Annotated in this window: 14 protein-coding genes; 6 read left to right on the forward strand and 8 right to left on the reverse strand. The window is 47.5% G+C overall.

Translation table 11 applies throughout. The features are described 5' to 3' along the window. Positions 1-140: 140 nt before the first annotated feature. From EOO50_RS01710 to EOO50_RS01740, 7 genes are all read right to left on the reverse strand, one after another. The gene (locus tag EOO50_RS01710) at positions 141-422 is read right to left on the reverse strand and encodes a F0F1 ATP synthase subunit epsilon (RefSeq protein WP_290837258.1); all 282 of its coding nucleotides are present in this window, start codon (positions 420-422) and stop codon (positions 141-143) included. Positions 423-503: 81 nt separating this feature from the next. Then, on the reverse strand, positions 504-2,012 hold the full coding sequence (gene atpD, locus EOO50_RS01715; protein WP_290837260.1) for a F0F1 ATP synthase subunit beta: 1,509 nt from the start codon (positions 2,010-2,012) through the stop codon (positions 504-506). Between the two features lie 221 nt (positions 2,013-2,233). Further along, positions 2,234-3,766, reverse strand: coding sequence for a G-D-S-L family lipolytic protein (locus EOO50_RS01720; RefSeq protein ID WP_290837262.1), 1,533 nt, complete (start codon positions 3,764-3,766; stop codon positions 2,234-2,236). Between the two features lie 31 nt (positions 3,767-3,797). Further along, complete coding sequence (locus EOO50_RS01725) at positions 3,798-6,584, reverse strand: TonB-dependent receptor (protein ID WP_290837264.1); 2,787 nt, start codon at positions 6,582-6,584, stop codon at positions 3,798-3,800. Between the two features lie 290 nt (positions 6,585-6,874). Next, on the reverse strand, positions 6,875-8,722 hold the full coding sequence (glmS, locus tag EOO50_RS01730; protein ID WP_290837266.1) for a glutamine--fructose-6-phosphate transaminase (isomerizing): 1,848 nt from the start codon (positions 8,720-8,722) through the stop codon (positions 6,875-6,877). 19 nt (positions 8,723-8,741) lie between these two features. After that, positions 8,742-10,358, reverse strand: coding sequence for a DUF4270 domain-containing protein (locus tag EOO50_RS01735; RefSeq protein ID WP_290837268.1), 1,617 nt, complete (start codon positions 10,356-10,358; stop codon positions 8,742-8,744). Between the two features lie 16 nt (positions 10,359-10,374). Beyond that, the gene (locus EOO50_RS01740; protein WP_290837270.1) at positions 10,375-11,181 is read right to left on the reverse strand and encodes a glycogen/starch synthase; all 807 of its coding nucleotides are present in this window, start codon (positions 11,179-11,181) and stop codon (positions 10,375-10,377) included. A gap of 107 nt (positions 11,182-11,288) precedes the next feature. Here EOO50_RS01740 and panC point away from each other — a divergent pair, with 107 nt between their 5' ends. The 6 genes from panC to EOO50_RS01770 all read left to right on the forward strand — a co-directional run bounded on the left by panC (position 11,289) and on the right by EOO50_RS01770 (position 18,259). Continuing rightward, on the forward strand, positions 11,289-12,137 hold the full coding sequence (gene panC, locus EOO50_RS01745) for a pantoate--beta-alanine ligase (RefSeq protein WP_290837272.1): 849 nt from the start codon (positions 11,289-11,291) through the stop codon (positions 12,135-12,137). 14 nt (positions 12,138-12,151) lie between these two features. Then, entirely contained in the window at positions 12,152-12,502 is a 351-nt protein-coding gene (panD, locus tag EOO50_RS01750; protein ID WP_290837274.1) for an aspartate 1-decarboxylase, read from the forward strand. Positions 12,503-12,504: 2 nt separating this feature from the next. Beyond that, a complete protein-coding gene (locus tag EOO50_RS01755) occupies positions 12,505-13,467 on the forward strand; it encodes a lysylphosphatidylglycerol synthase transmembrane domain-containing protein (protein WP_290837276.1) in 963 nt (320 codons plus the stop codon). Between the two features lie 68 nt (positions 13,468-13,535). After that, positions 13,536-14,684, forward strand: coding sequence for an alpha/beta hydrolase-fold protein (locus EOO50_RS01760; RefSeq protein WP_290837277.1), 1,149 nt, complete (start codon positions 13,536-13,538; stop codon positions 14,682-14,684). Between the two features lie 185 nt (positions 14,685-14,869). Continuing rightward, entirely contained in the window at positions 14,870-16,231 is a 1,362-nt protein-coding gene (radA, locus tag EOO50_RS01765) for a DNA repair protein RadA (protein ID WP_290837279.1), read from the forward strand. A 48-nt stretch (positions 16,232-16,279) separates the two neighbouring features. Next, a complete protein-coding gene (locus EOO50_RS01770; RefSeq protein ID WP_290837281.1) occupies positions 16,280-18,259 on the forward strand; it encodes a biosynthetic peptidoglycan transglycosylase in 1,980 nt (659 codons plus the stop codon). Here EOO50_RS01770 and EOO50_RS01775 read toward each other — a convergent pair. Next, on the reverse strand, positions 18,256-18,729 hold the full coding sequence (locus tag EOO50_RS01775; RefSeq protein ID WP_290837283.1) for a regulatory protein RecX: 474 nt from the start codon (positions 18,727-18,729) through the stop codon (positions 18,256-18,258). The two genes, EOO50_RS01770 and EOO50_RS01775, sit on opposite strands and share 4 nt — an antisense overlap. Positions 18,730-18,739 lie beyond the last annotated feature (10 nt).

Below are 18,739 nucleotides of genomic sequence, written 5' to 3' on the forward strand. Positions count from 1 at the left end.
GTGTTTGTAGTTCGGACGCAAAATTAAGCGGAATGATTCTAAATAACACTATCACGAATCATAAAAAACCGCCAATTGCTTCAATTCTACCCAATAAAAAAGCCGGACAATAGCCCGGCGTTTTCAGTGTTTGTCTTGTCTTAGTCGACCAAGACGATAATTTTATTGTCGTTCATTTCGATCGTCCCCGACGTGATGGCCAACGTGTACGTCTTTTCATCGACTCTCACGAATTTGTCGGTCACTTCTTTAGCGAAATGAAAACTGTTCGCGGCGATTTTCACATCTCCTTCTTTGAGGATGGAAACGATAGGCGCGTGGTGGTTCAAGATCTGGAAACTTCCGTCGACGCCCGGCAGGGTTACTGCGGTTACTTCTCCTGAGAAAAGTGTGGCTTCGGGTGAAATAATATCTAACGTCATATTTTTATAGGTATGAGTTATGAGATTTGAGATATGAGACAGGGTGTAAACTCAAGACTCATATCTCAAGACTCAAGACTATTAAGCTTCAGCAAGCATTTTCTGACCAGCCTCAATCGCGTCCTCAATGGTTCCTTTCAAGTTGAAAGCCGCTTCAGGAAGGTGATCGAGTTCGCCGTCGATGATCATGTTGAATCCTTTGATGGTGTCTTTGATGTCTACCAAAACACCCGGGATTCCCGTAAACTGCTCGGCAACGTGGAACGGCTGAGAAAGGAAACGTTGAACACGACGAGCGCGTGATACTGATAATTTATCTTCTTCCGAAAGTTCTTCCATACCAAGGATCGCGATGATATCCTGCAATTGCTTGTATTTCTGAAGAATTTCTTTAACACGTTGTGCGCATCCGTAATGTTCGTCGCCCAAAATTTGCGGCGTCAGGATACGTGAAGTCGAATCGAGTGGATCAACCGCCGGGTAAATACCAAGCTCGGCGATCTTACGCGACAATACCGTCGTTGCATCAAGGTGGGCAAATGTCGTTGCCGGCGCCGGGTCGGTCAAGTCATCCGCAGGAACGTAAACCGCCTGTACAGATGTGATCGATCCTTTATTTGTAGAGGTGATGCGTTCTTGCATCGCACCCATTTCAGTAGCCAATGTCGGTTGGTAACCTACCGCCGATGGCATACGACCCAAAAGTGCCGAAACCTCAGAACCAGCCTGAGTAAAGCGGAAGATGTTGTCGACGAAGAAAAGTACGTCTTTACCTTGATCCGATCCGGCTCCATCACGGAAATACTCAGCGATAGAAAGACCTGAAAGCGCAACACGTGCACGTGCTCCAGGTGGCTCGTTCATTTGTCCGAAAACGAAAGTCGCTTTTGATTCGCGCATTCCCGGTTTGTCGACCTTAGACAAATCCCAACCTCCATTTTCCATAGAGTGCATGAATTCATCGCCGTATTTGATAATGCCTGATTCAAGCATCTCGCGAAGCAAGTCATTTCCTTCACGCGTTCTTTCACCTACTCCTGCGAATACTGAAAGACCACCGTGACCTTTTGCAATGTTGTTGATCAATTCCTGGATCAAAACGGTTTTACCGACACCGGCTCCACCGAACAAACCAATTTTACCACCTTTGGCATATGGCTCGATAAGGTCGATAACTTTGATTCCTGTAAAAAGTACTTCAGTCGAAGTCGAAAGATCTTCGAAACGCGGTGCTGAACGGTGAATGGAAATTCCGTTCTCGCCGTCGCGTGGCAAATCTCCAAGTCCGTCGATAGCGTCACCGATTACGTTGAAAAGACGTCCGTAAACATCGGCTCCGATCGGCATTTTGATCGGGTTTCCGGTTCCGACAACTTCAAAACCACGGCTCAAACCGTCGGTCGAGTCCATCGAAATGGTACGAACGGTGTTCTCACCAATGTGTGATTGAACTTCGAGTACCAATAGCGTACCGTCTTCCTTCTTGATTTCGAGTGAATCATAGATCTTTGGTAGCTCTGAACCGCCGCTGAATACTACGTCAACTACCGGTCCGATGATTTGCGCAACTTTTCCTGTTATTTTTGACATTGCTTATGTATTTATTAAATAGCTCTTTACGTTTCGGTTGGGAGCTTGTTTTTTTCGAGTGCAAAGATAGTTTTTTAAATTAGCAAGTCAATAGGTAGAGGTGAGAAAAAAGGGTTAAAATTGCGGATTGTATTCCAACATAATCTATCGGCTAATCTTTCTGTAAAAAACAAAGCCACTCCGTTGGGAATGGCCTTGTTTTTTTATGTCCGAAATATGAATTACGGAAGGTTCTGACCGTACTGAGCCGTAAACGAGCCCAGATCGGCGCCTTTGAAATTCGATCCGTACGTAGCGTTAATTGCCTCTAGGAATTTATTTGCGATGAGTGCATAACCGCGAGCGCTCGGGTGAACACCGTCAAGAGAGAACGTTCCGCCTGTTGCGTAAGTCGCTGTCATGTGGTAGTTTCCGTAACGGATTCCACCGTTTAGCAGTTGGTTCATGATCGCTTTCGCATCCACAAGTGCCAGACCTTTCGCAGTTGCGACGCCTTCGATAGTCGTGTTGTAAGCATCGGTTGCGACGCGGACTTCGGCGGCTTCGGTGTTCGTAAGAACGGCTCCATCTTGCAACGGATACGTAACTCCAATCGTGTTGAAAGGCGCAGGAACTCCAGGTTGGGAAGTTCCAAGCGTGCTGCTCGCCGACAACAATACGAAGTCGCGGAACGAACCGTCGGCAGCAACTTTCGCATGTCTCGCCTGTCCGTAAAGGTTGCCCATCAAACCGGCCTGAGGCGCAGGAACTCCCGCTCCGATAAGCGCTCCGGTCAATTGTGCCGAAAGGTTCACAAGACTTTCATCTTTGATAAGAACCGCATTCGTCGCGCTCGCTTCAAGTAAATGGATACGGTCGCCTTGTCCCAATGCCGTCAAGATTTGGATGACAGGCCCGAGCAATTGTGAGTTCAATTGGTTTGCGGTCGCCGCATCGAGTGGAATCGGGTTGTAGGGAACACGTGTGAAAAACGGCAAAGTGTTTACGTATGGCAAGTTCGCCACGGCACCTTTTGCACCGTTCGCGGTCAATCCGTCGACCATTGCGCCGTATACGTTCGCGAAAACGTTCGGGTCGGTGATGTCGTTGCCGCCGTAAGTCGTCGGATCGAAATTTCCGGTCTGGTTTACACCGGCGCCACCTGAAGTCGCGTACGACAAAACATCGTTTCCGCCGATCCAAAGTGTGAAGAACGTCGGGTTTTGTGCCAAAGCGTCTCCGAATGGTGAAGCCGTCGCCGATGATGCGAAACGTCCGAAATAAGGATTCAAACTTCCGTAACCGTTGAATGTCAAGTGGAAACTTTTCGCGCCCGGAACACCTACATTATTAAATGGTCCCGCAACCGTAGTTCCGAAAACCGTTCCTGAAACGCCTGAAACATTCGTTGGCGCAGGTGATGTCGCTCCCGGAGGAAACGTCAAATACAAACGCGTCGGAAACTGCGGGATTTGAGCTCCGCCCATAGAAAAGCCTCCAATATTATCGACCATCAACGGTTGCGTGAAAGCGCCGCCGCCGGCCAATGCGAATTGTGAAGCCAGTATGTTCGGATAGGAATTTTCCTGACCCGCACGGAAAAGCGCGTTATCACTATAACCTGCGGCAAACGAATCGCCCAAGGCTACATATTTTGAAAAGTCGGCAGAACCCGCCGTGATTGGCTCATCGACAACCGCTCCTTCGTTATCATCATCGCTGCAGGCAACCAACGTAAGTGATGCCAGAACAAGCCATTTGAAATTTTTTATCATGATCGTGAGATTTTTATTTAGCAATTATTTTTTATGGGTTGATCGTAAGTTGCGCGTACCATTGTCTTCCGACCATACCGGCCCCTACGACTTGTAGGTAATCGTCTCCGAAAAGGTTCGCCGCCCCGACTTTGATCATCGTTTTCCATTTAGGAATAGAGTAGTTGATCTGCGCATCGAAAACCGTCACTTCAGGAACGATACCATCGGCGAATGAACCTTCGTATAAGTATTCGTCGCTCCAACGGACGTTGAAGTTGAATCCGAAATTAGCGAACGCATTCGGGTTTCCGAGTGACGCTTTCACGCGGTGTTTCGGCGTGTTGAATCCAGGGATGAAACTTGGATCTTCGGCAGCATCATACTTGAATTCGGCGTAGTTATAGTTCGCGCCCAATTCGAAGTTCTTGTATACTTTTTTCGACAATCCGATACCGAATCCGAGTGACGTGACTTCGGTCTTCGAGTTCGTATAAATTTGGTACACACGACGGTCGCCGAATCCGATCGCCTGGTAACCTTGCTGAACCTGCGGGTTTGTCGGGTCAGTTCCGACGATACCATAATAAGGTGTGATTACGCGCGACTGGTTAAGGAAGTCATTGTAGATATTGTAGTACCCGTTGATGTCGACCGAGAAATTGTTGCTGATTACCGAACGGTAACCGACTTCAAATGCCTGAACGCGCTCCGGCTTCACCAATCCGATGTCGGCAACCTGAAGGTCGTTCGGGTTCTGTGAAGCGGCGAACGCTTGAACCGAAGCCAATGTGTACGAGTTGTTGTAAGCGTCATTTCCGCTCAATGTAACCGTCGCCGGAGCGCCCGCAGCTTGACCCGCTGCACTTACGTTAAGCGTTTCCACATAACGGCTCAAGTTGTCAGGAGCCGATCCGATAAGCGCGAATGGCCCAAGGTCAAGACCGATATATTGATCCTGAGTCGTAGGGTTGCGGAAACCTGTCTGATAGGATACGCGGAAGTTGTGCTGTTTTTGCGCACCTGCCGAATATACGAAAGCGACACGTGGCGATACGAATCCGTCGAAGTTCTGGCTCTTGTCGTAACGCGCCGAACCCGTAAATTTCAAACGGTCGTCGAGGAAAACTTTCTGCACTTGGGCGTAAGCGCCGTATTCGTCATAACGAAGGACGCCGTCGTAATCGGTGAAGATCGTCCCTTGTGAATCGAGCGCGTATTGGCGGAATGAACCTCCGACCATGAACTCGGCCCAAGTGATCAATTCCTTGAAGTTGTAGTTCGCGTCGATGTGGTACAATTTGGAGTTGTCGAGGAATTTAGCTCCTTGCGTCAAATCAGGATTCGCAGTAACCGTTTTCAGAGCCGCATTGAATTCAGGAGTTCCCGGAATCAAGCGCGGGCTTCCATTCGGTGTAAGCGGCAACAAACCTTGAGTATCGTTAAAATCGGCGAAACGACGGGCGTAAATTCCCGCTTGTTGCGCGTCGTAACCCAAAACGGCCGATGACAACTGGAAAGCCGTCGCGTAATCGGTAAACCAACCCACATCTGATTTCGCGGCGCGGTTCACGTTCCAAGCTGCGAAACGCATGTCGTACGAATCTCCGGCGCTTTCTGACGTCATGTACGCACGCACGAAGAAATTGCGGTTCTTCACTTCCAAACGGACTTGGTTCATCAAGAAGTTCTTGAGTGAATAACGGTTCGCACCTTGGTAGATCGTAGTTCCCAATCCGACTTTTTCCTGGAAGATGATTTCCAAATCATCGGCGAATGGACGATAGTGCAGGGAAACGTCGGCTTTTACGCTTTCGATTTTGTTGTCGTTGATATCTTGTTCGCGGTAACCGGTGCGACTGACTTGTCCGACATTCGGTACAAACGTCGTAACCTCGTCGCCATAAATATTCAAACCGTCATAATTTTGATTGGTCTCGCGGGTTGCGCCGCCAGTTGTAACACTCGTATCGTCGTTGGCGATCCATTCGGTGGCACGCAGGTAAGTGAAGTTTACTTTTGCAGCGAATTTCGGGTGGAACGCATGTGCAGCGCGGAATCCGAAGTCATAATAATCGTTTGTTCCGGCAGCATCCTGCATTGTTTTTCCGTATTTGAAATACGTGCTGATTCCTTGGTTGGTGAACGGGCTTTTGCTGTTCATGAACAGGATTCCGTTGAAGGCGTTCGCCCCGTAAAGCGCCGATGAAGCGCCCGGAAGCAATTCAACGCTCGCCACGTCAAGTTCCGACAACCCAACAAGGTTGCCCAACACGAAGTTGAGCGCAGGGGAAGAGTTGTCCATTCCGTCGACCAATTGTAGGAAACGCGTGTTCGCAACAGTCGCGAAACCACGTGTGTTTATCGACTTGAATGAAAGTGAACTCGTGTTGAAATGCACCTCTTTCAAATTCTCCAAACCGTCGTAAAACGAAGGCGAAGATGTCGCTTTCACTTGTGCCGCAGTCATGCGTTCGATGGTCACCGGTGATTGCAGGACGCGCTCCGGAGTTCTCGAAGCCGACACTACGATCTCGTCGAGTTTCGTGTCTTCGCTGCTGATGGTCACGGCGATAGGATCGGTTGCCGATGTGACTCGCATTTCCTTGGTCGTGTAGCCGACGTTTGAAACTTCGAGCGTGAATGGTGGTTTTTGATTCGTGGTCAATGTAAATTTCCCGTCGGCATCGGTTGAAGTTCCGGTGTTGTCACCTACGACTCTAACATTCGCGCCTGCAACGGGTTGGTTTCCCGCCTCGGTTACGGTTCCTGTAACTGTCGTTTGCGCATAGGTAAACCCGCAAAAAAACAATGAAACAATAATCAGATAGATTTTCATTTGGTTAGATTTTGTTTGATTAGTATCGCCAATGTACAAATAAATTCCACATTGCTAAAAACACCCTTTCTATTTTCGGGAATCGACAATATTGAGGCCTGATTTTTATCAATCAATACGTATATTATTTTTTGTGTTTTTATTAACATCTTACAAAAAGCCGCAAAAAATACTATGCATACATATAAAAACTGAAATATCTGTAAAAATGACGAATAGCTGAAAAAACTTGCAAAAACAAAAAAGCAGGCCGATTAAAGCCTGCTTTTTCTATAAAACCTTGAGGTAATTTATTCTACTGTAACTGATTTCGCGAGGTTTCTCGGTTGGTCGACGTTACATTCACGCATCACTGCGATGTGGTACGAAAGCAACTGCAATGGGATGGTCGTCAACAATGGCGACAACGCATCTGAAGTGTCCGGAATCTCAATCACGTAGTCGGCCAATTCACGGACCTGGACGTCACCTTTTGTCACGACCGCGATGATTTTCCCGCTGCGCGATTTGATTTCCTGTATGTTGCTCACGACCTTATCGTAGTGGCCTTGTTTAGGCGCAATTACGATTACGGGCATCAATTCGTCGATGAGCGCGATCGGTCCGTGCTTCATTTCGGCGGCCGGATAACCTTCGGCGTGTATATACGAAATCTCTTTCAGTTTCAACGCGCCTTCGAGTGCGACGGGGAAGTTGTATCCGCGCCCTAAGTACAAACAGTTTGGAGCATCTTTGAATTTGGCCGCTATTTCTTTCGTGACGTCGTTCGTCTGTAATGCTTCCTGGACCTTTTCAGGAATGATCTGCAATTCCTGCAAATATCTGTGGAAGTCCGATGTTGAAAGCGTGCCTTTGGCCTTCGCAAGACGCAACGCGATCATCGTAAGCACGGTGATTTGTGTCGTGAATGCCTTTGTCGAAGCCACTCCGATTTCAGGACCGGCGTGCGTGTAAGCTCCGGCGTGAGTCTCGCGTGAAATCGACGAACCGACCACGTTGCAAACACCGAATACGAACGCGCCTTTTTCCTTGGCGAGCTTGATCGCGGCCAACGTATCGGCGGTCTCACCTGATTGTGAAATCGCGATGACTACGTCGCCTTTGTTGATGATCGGGTTTCTGTATCGGAACTCCGACGCATATTCGACCTCGACGGGAATCCGCGTGAATTCTTCGATGATATATTCGGCCACAAGACCTGCGTGCCAAGAAGTTCCGCATGCGACGATGAGAATTCTTTCGGCATTGAGGAATTTTTCGATGTTGTCCTCGACGCCCGCCATCTGGATAATTCCTTCATTCGCATGAAGCCTTCCGCGGTAGGTGTCTTTGATAACGTTCGGTTGTTCGTAGATTTCCTTGAGCATGAAGTGGTCGTAACCGCCTTTCTCGATTTGCTCGAGGTTCATCTGAAGTTCCTGTACATAAGGATCGACGAGTGCATCGTCCTTGATTTTACGGACTTTCAAAGGTTTGTCTTTTCGTACGATCGCCATTTCCTCATCTTCGAGGTAAATCGCGTTCGATGTATATTCGATGAAAGGTGAAGCGTCAGACGCGATGAAGAACTCGTCTTTCCCGACTCCGATCGCAAGCGGGCTTCCAAGGCGTGCCACGATGATTTCGTCAGGACGTTGTTTGTCGAACACGCAAATAGCGTAAGCTCCGACAACTTGGTTAAGCGCGATCTGTACGGCTTTTCCGAGTTTTACGTCTTCGTTTTTCTTTACTTCTTCGATTAGGTTTACGAGAACTTCAGTATCGGTATCCGAATGAAATGTGTAACCGCGTTTGATAAGCTCTTTTTTCAAAGGCTCGTAGTTCTCGATGATTCCGTTGTGGATGATCGCCAAATTTCCCGAGTTCGACAAATGCGGGTGGGAATTCACGTCGTTCGGGACACCGTGTGTCGCCCAACGCGTGTGGCCCATCCCGATGGTTCCGTTGAGAGTGATTTCTTTCTCGGCTCTTTCCTCAAGGTCGGAAACCTTTCCTTTGGTCTTTGAAAGTTTCAGTTCCTCTCCGTCGAAAATCATCACTCCGGCGCTGTCGTAACCGCGGTACTCGAGTCTTTTCAATCCTTTGATAACGATCGGGTACGCTTCGCGATTACCGATATAGCCAACAATTCCGCACATAACTTAGTTCTTTATTTTGTTAGTCTGGTTTGGTGTAATAGATTACAAGTTTAAGCCTTTTATCGTAATTCGGATCACCTGCAGGAATGTTAGGTCCGTAGATTACAGTTCCGTATGGGCTTGCGATATGGGATCTTGGTATTTCCTCGACAGTCGTTCCTCCAACGGTAACAGGCGTCTTAAGCTTGTACATGGTGATGTTTGAAATGTCTTCGGTTAAAGAAAGGCCGAGTTTCACATTGGTGGAATCCTTTGTCGGATCCTCGTTTTCCCTTATCAGGCTTCGTAGATAATTCGTGACGCGCACTTTATAGCGCTCGCCGCGGGGATTGTCCTCGTTGTCGTCGACTTCGAGAATACCGCCGTATAGAAGTTTGTTGAACTTAGGGTCGGCAGCCGTGGTGTTATCGAAGTAATAATCGATAATCGGAATGTTGTTCTTCATGTCGTAAACGAAGACACGCTTCGGCTCAGGAGATTGGTTGAGCGAACTGCTTCCATCGGGCGTCATGTAGTTGCGGTCGATGTTGAAAATCAAGTTGGCCTCATTGATCAACCATTTTTCTTCCTTCATCTTAGCGATTTGCTGCGGATTCAAGATATCGACGGTCGTCATGAAACCTTGCCCGCCTTTCACGAGGATACGATCTTGTGGAATCGAAGGTACATTTTGATAATTCAAAAGGCTTACGTGCGTTCCGGTCATGTTCAATACGATCGAACGGTCGGTAGTAACCGGTTCGTCAGGTGTTTCTGAGTCGTTATCGTGGTCCTTGATGACGGTCGTCGTGTATTTTACGGTAATCGTCCCGGCGGCAAAATTCATCATGTTCATCGCGCCTCTTGTCGTCGACGGGGTCGAAATGTTGAAATACAAGCCACGGAAATAATTCATGAACGTATTCTGGCTCGAAAGGTTCGACTCGGTAGTTTCGAGAATTTTCGTTCGGAAATAATTCAAATTCAACTTCAAACGCATTCCCGGAGCGGTGCGTGTAATGGTAGGTTCTTCTTCACCTTCTTCGATTTCAGAATCTTCGAATTCCCTTGCGCTGAACCTGAAATTCGTGTTTTGGTCGGTGGCGCCCGTATTTAAGACAGGGCCTTTCGCACTGTTGATAGCATTGTCAAGATCGTTGTAGTAGCGTTGGTCGACCAATTCGCCGGCCTCATGCGTTTGTTCGCGCAAGAAATAGCCGTTTTCATACACCTGCAAATTGAAGTTGGTGATGGTGTCGCCTTTGAGTTCATTGAATTCATATTTGTGCGAACCGTCTGATCTCGTATCTTCAAGAGTAACATCGTACGGAATGTAGAGCGTCACGTCTTCAAGAACTACAGTGCCTTCAATAGTCGGGCCTAGCGCGTCCATCTGAAGCTGCGTCACATAATTCGCCTGCGTCGTACCAAAAATCGGATCGTTATAAACACCAAAAGGGTTGACGTCAAGGCCATCAGTTTGCACGACACCCGTTGCATATGTCGTCGTGGCGATATCGCAGGTATCGATTTTGTTGAATCCGTAGTGATCGTCGTCAATGATGTCGGTGCCGATCTCGTTGAAATCCTTATCACAGGAAACCAATGAGATGACGCTAAAAAACAAAGCTGTTCTAATCAGGAATTTTGGGATCATAAATGTTTGGGTGGGGTTACAATAACGCCTGCTTATAGAAATTCGTATAGGCTTCGGCGAAGGTTTCTTTCGGGCCGAAAGGTAAAAAAGGTTTACCTGAAGATTCTATAAATTTTGTTAAACTTGGAGACACGTTTTCACTCGCAATTATCACAGCGTCAGAGTGCAATACCGTGGCTTTGATGATGTTTTCGTAGTCCGGGATTTCAAGGTCGGCGACAGCGTCGGCAGGGATGTTGTCGAACTTCACCTTGTTGATCATTTCAGGGTCGAGCGTTCCGTCAAAACCATGTCCGTAAACCGATGTCACAATCTTCGTATTGGCAAAAAGCGCTTCATCCTTATAGTAATGCTTCATATATATAGGAAGCATTCCGGCCATCCAACCGTGGACGTGGATGATATCGGGAACCCAATTGAGTTTCTTTACCGTTTCCACGACGCCTTTCGCGAAGAAGATCGCACGTTCGTCGTTGTCAGGGTACAGCACTCCATCTTCGTCGGTGAACGTAGCTTTGCGTTTAAAATATTCGTCGTTGTCGATGAAATACACCTGGATGCGTTCTTTCGGGATCGACGCCACCTTGATGATGAGCGGCATGTCCAAATCGTTCACGACCAAATTCATTCCAGATAAACGTATCACCTCGTGCAATTGGTGTCTTCGTTCATTGATGTTCCCGTAACGCGGCATGAAGATCCTGATTTGCCCGCCTTGATCGTTGATCATTTTGGGAACGTCGTATGACATCAGAGACACTTCATTTTCAGCAAGATACGGAACCACTTCAGATGATACGTATAATATCCTCTTATCCTCCATAGGGTACTTTCTTTTTCTTTAGGCAATAAAAAACAGGCAAAAGTACAAAATTTTATGGTATTGTTAACTAAAATCTTAAGTTTGCACCGCTTTTAATCTCTTACTCCATGCTGATTTTCAACAATCAGGCAGGCTTGTCGGCTCACCTTGATTCCATTACCGATCCAGGCGCCACAACGGGTTTCGTCCCAACAATGGGCGCGCTTCACGAAGGCCACCTTTCGCTTTTGCGCGAATCATTAGCTCATAATGACATCACGGTTATCAGTATTTTCGTGAATCCGACGCAGTTCAACAATCCCGAAGATCTCGCGAAATACCCACGAACGCTGGATGCCGACACCGATAAGATCAAAGACGTAAGCCCTGACATTATCGTATTCGCACCGACGGTCGACGACATTTACGAAGGCACGACCGTTTCCAGCCATTTTGACTTCGACGGGCTCGAAAACCAGATGGAAGGCAAGTTTCGTCCCGGACATTTTGACGGAGTCGGAACCATCGTGAAACGGCTTTTCGAGATCGTGAAACCTACGAACGCCTACTTCGGCGAAAAGGATTTTCAACAGTTGCAGATCGTACGCAAACTCGTTTCGAAATACAAAATCCCCGTAACTATCGTGGGTTGCGAAATATTCCGCGAACCGAACGGCCTCGCCATGAGTTCGAGAAACGAAAGATTGACGCCCGAGCTTCGCGAAAAAGCCGCTGTCATCTACAAAGCCCTATTGGCTGCCAAACAGCGTTTTGGCACGGAAAATGTCAGCGAGGTGGTCGAATATGTGACTGGAGTTTTCACATCAGACGCCGATTTCGAATTGGAATATTTTGAAATTGCCGACGAAGAAACACTGCAATCCGTTCAAAACGTCGATAATAACAGGAAATATCGTGCTTTCATTGCAGTATTCGCAAACAACGTTCGGTTGATTGACACGATTTCATTAAATTAATTACCTTTGCCCCCATGCAAGTACATGTTGTAAAATCGAAAATCCACCGCGTAACCGTTACAGGTGCTGATTTGAATTATATCGGCAGCATCACCATTGACGAAGCGCTCATGGAAGCCGCCAACATCATCGAAGGCGAGAAAGTTGCCATCGTGAACATCAATAATGGAGAGCGTCTGGAAACGTACGCGATTCCTGGAGCTCGAAATTCGGGCGAAATCACGCTTAACGGCCCGGCGGCTCGAAAAGTCCAAAAAGGCGACATCATCATCATCATTACCTACGCCATCCTTGAATTCGAGGAAGCCAAGTCGTTCAAGCCAAGCCTGGTTTTTCCTAACGAGAAAGACAATTCCCTTACCTGATTTTGAAACAGTATGTAAGTAAATTACTGTCGATAATTCTCCCAATAGCTTTGGGTGTTTATCTGATAATCTACACTTACAACGGTTTCACGCCCGAACAAATCGTCGAGATCAAATCGTATTTTCGCGACGCGAATTATTCGTACATCTTTCTAGGCGCGTTCATCGCCGTTCTGGGGAATGTCTCGCGCGCGTACCGGTGGAAATTCCCGCTCGAGCAAATGGGCTACAAAACCTCGTTCATGAACAATTTCATGGCCGTAAACATCGGTTATGTACTTAACCTGTTAGTGCCTAAGTCGGGCGAGATATCGCGGGCGGTCGTTCTAAAAAAGTACGACGACGTTCCGTTCGACAAGGGTTTCGGAACTATCGTGGCCGAAAGGATCCTTGACGTGATCATCCTTTTCAGTTTCATGGTATTGGCGTTTTTCCTGCAGTTCGATATCGTGAAAGCGTTCGTGCTCGACCAGATTCCGTTGAACAATATATTGCTTTACGGAGGCATCGCGTTTGGAATCGGCATGGTTTGCCTGTGGTTTTACATGTATTCCAAATCGAAATACATCCTGAGCCTGAAGCAAAAGATCTCAGGTCTTAAAGAAGGTCTTTTCAGCTTGCTCAAAATGGAGAAGAAATGGCAGTTCATCGGGCATACCATTTTCATTTGGGGATCTTATTTGCTGACTTTCTATGTTACGATGTACGTTTTTCCGCAGACGGCGGTGTTATCGTTTGGAGCTGCGATTTCGGCTTTTGTCGTCGGCAGTATCGCGATCGCGTTTACCAACAGCGGTTTCGGGTCCTACCCATTTTTGATTTCGCAGATCCTGGTGTTTTACGAGATCAGCAAGACCGTCGGCAACGCGTTCGGATGGATCGTCTGGACGTCCCAAATGCTCGTCGTCCTGGCGTTCGGATTCGCTTCCTTTTTGCTTCTTCCGGTACTCAATCGTAAGAAATAATTTCCTATATTGGCTCGCCCGAATCGGTTAGCCTAACGTCGGAAAGCAATCCAAAAAAAACCAAAAACATGAGAAAATTTCTTGCCGTAGCCGTACTTCTTTTTTCAGCGACTACCGTTTTTTCCCAAAAGACCATCATCGATACCGTAGCGTCTAAAAAGCTCAACCAAAACCGAGAGATTACGATCGTTTTGCCGCCGTCATACGGAATGGAAAAAGACAAGAAATACCCGCTTTTGCTATTGCTCGATGGCGACTACCTCGTTTCACCTTTTACGGGTGCGCTCAATTACGGCGCGTATTGGCAAGATATTCCCGAGATGATCGTGGTCGGAATCAGCCAGAACAAGAACGGTGAGCGCGAAACCGATTGCACGTTCGATAAGGAAACTGGCCTACCTGATGAAGCGGGCAATAAATTTTACGATTTCATCGGCATGGAATTGGTGCCGTCGATCATAAAAAATTACCGAGTCGCCGGATTGAAACTCGTCGCGGGTCACGATACGACGGCCGGGTTCATCAACTTCTTCCTGTATAAAGATCAACCGCTTTTCAACGGATACATTCTGTTGAGTCCTGAACTCGCTCCGGGAATGGAAGAGCAAGTCCCCGAGCGTCTTTCCAAAATCGTGCAACCGATCTGGTATTACCATTGTACGGCCGACGGCGACGTCAAGAAAATGGCCGCTCGTATCCGGAAACTCGACGAGGAAGCGAAACTCATCAAGAAGGCGAACTTCAATTACCGATTCGACGATTTCAAAGGCGCGTCGCATTATTCGCTCGTATTGCATGCGATCCCGAATGCGCTCTATCAATTTTTCGCGGTCTATCAACCGATCTCGACAAACGAATTCAACGAGAAAATCGCCACGCTACAGGAAGGTTACGTGCAATATCTGATCGACAAATACAAAGTGGTCGAGGAAACGATGGGCATGAAAATGAAGGTACGACTAAATGATTTCAAGGCGATCGAAGCCGCGATCCTAAAGAACAAAGCCTATAACGAATTCGACCAACTCGCCCAACTGGCCGACAAGGAATATCCTAAAACCATGCTCGCCGACTACGAAATGGCGCAGATGTACGAGAAAAAAGAAATGTACGACAAGGCAATCAAATCCTATATGCGCGCTTACCAGATGCAGGAAGTGGGCGATTTGACAAAGGATATGATGATTGATCGCGCCGATGAACTTAAACGGAGGTAGACGAAAGACGAACGACATCGTGATTGTCTTTAATCATAAATTTGAAAGTCAATTGTCATAATTTCCGATAGGGACGAGTCCTTAATCATTCGTCGTTTGTCGTTCGTCAAAAATCAAAGTTTTCATTAAGTTCGCGAGTAGTCCATCGTCATTCGTCTTTCGTCAAAAATAAACATCCGACTAAAATGGCCAAAGTCAAAACCTCCTTCTTCTGCCAAAACTGCGGCGCCCAATACGCAAAATGGCAAGGGCAGTGCAATTCGTGCAAGCAATGGAACACCATTGTCGAGGAAATCATCCAAAAAGAAACGAAACCTGACTGGCGTGCGTCGAACCACGAAACCAAGCGCGTGTCGAAACCGTTGCGCGTTACTGAGATCGATTCGGCCCAGGAAATCCGGATGGACAGTTGCGACGGTGAACTCAACCGTGTGCTCGGCGGCGGCATCGTTCCCGGATCATTGATTCTTTTGGGCGGCGAACCCGGAATCGGGAAAAGTACGTTGTTGTTGCAGATCTCGCTCAAGTTGCCGTTTCGAACTTTATATGTTTCGGGCGAAGAGAGCCAGAAACAGATTAAGATGAGAGCCGAGCGCATTCACCCGACGAGCGACAATTGCTACATCCTGACCGAAACGAAAACCCAAAATATTTTCAAGCAGATCGATGACATAGAACCCGACATTCTCATCATCGACTCCATCCAAACCTTACACACCGATTATATCGAAGCATCGCCCGGATCGATTTCCCAGATCCGCGAATGCACGGCCGAACTCATAAAATTCGCCAAGGAAACGAACATTCCCGTAATTCTCATCGGACATATCACCAAAGACGGAAATATCGCAGGCCCGAAAATCCTCGAGCACATGGTCGACACCGTGTTGCAATTTGAAGGCGATAGAAACCACGTCTATCGAATCCTGCGTTCGCTCAAAAACCGTTTCGGTTCGACGTCAGAACTCGGGATTTACGAAATGCAAGGCAGCGGTTTAAGGGAAGTTTCGAATCCGTCCGAGATCTTGATTTCGCACCGAGAAGAAAATCTGTCAGGAACCGCGATCGCCGCGACGCTTGAAGGAATGCGTCCGCTCATGATCGAAATTCAGGCGCTCGTCAGCACGGCGGTTTACGGAACTCCGCAGCGTTCCACGACGGGTTACAACGCCAAACGACTCAATATGATTTTGGCTGTTCTTGAGAAACGCGCGGGTTTCCGATTGGGTACGAAAGACGTTTTCTTGAACGTAACAGGCGGAATTTCGGTAGACGATCCCGCGATCGATCTGGCTGTCGTTGCCGCGATCTTGTCGTCGAACGAGGATATTCCCGTCGAAAAGGATTGTTGTTTCGTGGGCGAAGTCGGGCTGTCGGGCGAAATCCGACCCGTTAACCGTATCGATCAACGCATACAGGAAGCCGAAAAACTTGGATTCTCGAAGATATATGTTTCCAAATACAATAAGATTTCGCTCAAAAATACGTTCATTAAAGTCGAATTGGTTTCCAAGATCGAAGACGTCGCGCAGGCGCTGTTCGGTTAACAGAAATTAACATTTGAAAGTACTATATTTAGTCCTTATTACAGCCAAATGAAGAAAAGCACGAAAAAAAAAATCTATATATCACTGGCGTCTTTTTTCACCATTCTGATCCTCGCGCTCGCGGGTGTTTTTATTTTTCGTGACTCGTTGCTGCACAAGGCGATCGACAAGGTTTCAAGCAAGATAGAGCACGATTACGACAGCAAATTTTCAATAAAGGAAGCGCGTTTCACGAGTTTCAGCGCGATCGAGATGAAGGATATTTTGTTGGTCCCGAAGAGCGGCGACACCTTATTCAGCCTTAAAAGTTTAAACACCGAAATCAATTTCTGGAAGCTTTTCACGGGCAATCTCCAAATCGGGAAACTCGACCTTAAAGACGGTTACATCCAATTGATCAAGAATAAAAGCGGCAAGAATTTCGATGCTTTTTTACACCCGAAGAACGAGCCCAAAGCCGAAACCGAAACTGAAACTACGTCAGAACGGAAAAACTACGCCAAGCTCGGCTACAGCATCCTGAACCGCGCGTTGAATCTGGTTCCGACCGAAATGAAACTCACGAACGTGTCGCTCCGACTAGACGACATGGGCCGAAAAGTCACGATGGACATGGCCAATTTGTCGCTCGCCGAAAAGCAACTTCAGACCACGATCAAAGTCACCACGAATACGTTCGAGCAGAACTGGAACATTTCTGGATTCGCCGATCCGCGTGAGAAGAAAACCGATCTGCGTTTTTTTACCGACGATTCGTCGGGCATCAAGGTACCGTATGTCGACGAACGCTGGAACCTGAAATCGGGTTTCGATTCGATCCGGTTGAAGGTCACGAACATCGATTTGTCGGGAGGCGAAATGAAGGTCGACGGTTTCAGCTCGATCGCGAATCTCATGGTGAATCACCCGAAAATCGCTTCGAAAGACGTCGTGATAAAGAATGCGAAGTTCGATTACCATTTCATTTTCGGTGATGATTTCATGTCGGTCGACAGTTCTTCGACCGCGACTTTGAACAAGATAAAGTTCCATCCGTTCGCGCAGTACGATGTCGAGGAAGACACAATTTACAAGTTGAAAATCGACATTCCAAAAATGCAGGCGCAGGATTTCATCACGTCGTTGCCTGAAGGGCTGTTCACGCATTTCGAAGGCATGGAAGCCACGGGCGCGTTTGATTACCATCTCGATTTCGCCTACAACAAAAACAAGCCGAATAAGACGGTTTTCACCAGCACGCTCAACAAAGACAACCTAAAAATCGTGAAATATGGCGAGGCGAACTTATCGAAACTCAATGGCAGTTTCGTGTATCGGGCCATCGAAAACGGCAGGCGACAACGCGCCATCTTGGTAGCGCCCGTGAACATTTATTACACGCCCTTGGACCAGATTTCGCCTTATTTGAGGCGCGCGGTATTGACGACCGAGGATCCGTCGTTTTTCCAGCACAAGGGTTTCATAAACGACGCGTTCAAACAGTCGATCATCAAGAACATCAAGACTAAGAAATTCTCTCGTGGCGGCAGCACGATTTCGATGCAGCTCATCAAGAACGTTTTCCTGACGCGTGAAAAAACTTTATCTCGAAAACTCGAGGAAATCCTGTTGGTCTACATGATGGAAAACAACCATGTCGTGAGCAAGAACCGGATGCTCGAAGTCTATTTCAACATCATTGAATGGGGTCCGAACGTATATGGAATCGGTGAAGCGTCGTTGTTTTATTTCCTCAAGCATCCGAGCGAACTCAACCTGAACGAATCCCTTTTCCTCGCGAGCATCATCCCGAAACCAAAAGGGTTCATGTGGCAATTCGACGGTCAGGCAACGCTCAAACCGTATTTGGTCAAACGCAATTCCTACCTCAAGAATACGATGATGCGACGCGGCTGGCTTTCGCCCGAAGATACGACGGCACAAACCCGAAAAGTCGTATTGTATGGGGCGGCGCGTGCTTACGTGAAGAAAGAGGATGAGAAGATCATTAACGTGGACACGTTGTCGGTGGATGAATTTGACTTTTAGTCGCCCGATTCCAGATCCTTCATTTTCTCATAGACCAAATTGCTCTCGAATCCTTTCCTGAGCAGGAAATCACAAAACTTTTTCCGCTTTTTCAACGTATCTCTTTCAGGTAGCGTTTCCCAATGTTTCTGGGCGGTGGAGTGAAATGTCGCGTAGTATTCGTCGGGCGTGATTTCCTTTAGCGCCGTCGCGATGTTGCGCTGTGAAATATGTCGGTGTTTCAATTCGTTCGTAATCCGGACTTTTCCCCAGTGCTTGATGCGGTGTTTGCCTCGTGCGAACGCGATCGCGAAACGTTCCTCGTTCAAGAAATTGTGTTGGATCAAATGAACGACGATTGCGTCCACGGCCTGCTGTATCATTGACATCGATCGGAGTTTCGCGACCACTTCGTCATGGCAACGTTCCTGATACGCGCAATAATGCTCGAGTTTTTGGGTGGCTTCTAGAACGGTGTACGTTTTTGACATGTAAAAAGCG

The sequence above is a fragment of the Flavobacterium sp. genome (genome assembly GCF_004211145.1).
Lineage (GTDB): Bacteria > Bacteroidota > Bacteroidia > Flavobacteriales > Flavobacteriaceae > Flavobacterium.

Bases quoted from the DNA above. Each gene is read 5' to 3' on its own strand.
- EOO50_RS01710 (WP_290837258.1), bottom strand. From the start codon at position 422: ATGACGTTAGATATTATTTCACCCGAAGCCACACTTTTCTCAGGAGAA.
- atpD (WP_290837260.1), bottom strand. From the start codon at position 2,012: ATGTCAAAAATAACAGGAAAAGTTGCGCAAATCATCGGACCGGTAGTT.
- EOO50_RS01720 (WP_290837262.1), bottom strand. From the start codon at position 3,766: ATGATAAAAAATTTCAAATGGCTTGTTCTGGCATCACTTACGTTGGTT.
- EOO50_RS01725 (WP_290837264.1), bottom strand. From the start codon at position 6,584: ATGAAAATCTATCTGATTATTGTTTCATTGTTTTTTTGCGGGTTTACC.
- glmS (WP_290837266.1), bottom strand. From the start codon at position 8,722: ATGTGCGGAATTGTTGGCTATATCGGTAATCGCGAAGCGTACCCGATC.
- EOO50_RS01735 (WP_290837268.1), bottom strand. From the start codon at position 10,358: ATGATCCCAAAATTCCTGATTAGAACAGCTTTGTTTTTTAGCGTCATC.
- EOO50_RS01740 (WP_290837270.1), bottom strand. From the start codon at position 11,181: ATGGAGGATAAGAGGATATTATACGTATCATCTGAAGTGGTTCCGTAT.
- panC (WP_290837272.1), top strand. From the start codon at position 11,289: ATGCTGATTTTCAACAATCAGGCAGGCTTGTCGGCTCACCTTGATTCC.
- panD (WP_290837274.1), top strand. From the start codon at position 12,152: ATGCAAGTACATGTTGTAAAATCGAAAATCCACCGCGTAACCGTTACA.
- EOO50_RS01760 (WP_290837277.1), top strand. From the start codon at position 13,536: ATGAGAAAATTTCTTGCCGTAGCCGTACTTCTTTTTTCAGCGACTACC.
- radA (WP_290837279.1), top strand. From the start codon at position 14,870: ATGGCCAAAGTCAAAACCTCCTTCTTCTGCCAAAACTGCGGCGCCCAA.
- EOO50_RS01770 (WP_290837281.1), top strand. From the start codon at position 16,280: ATGAAGAAAAGCACGAAAAAAAAAATCTATATATCACTGGCGTCTTTT.
- EOO50_RS01775 (WP_290837283.1), bottom strand. From the start codon at position 18,729: ATGTCAAAAACGTACACCGTTCTAGAAGCCACCCAAAAACTCGAGCAT.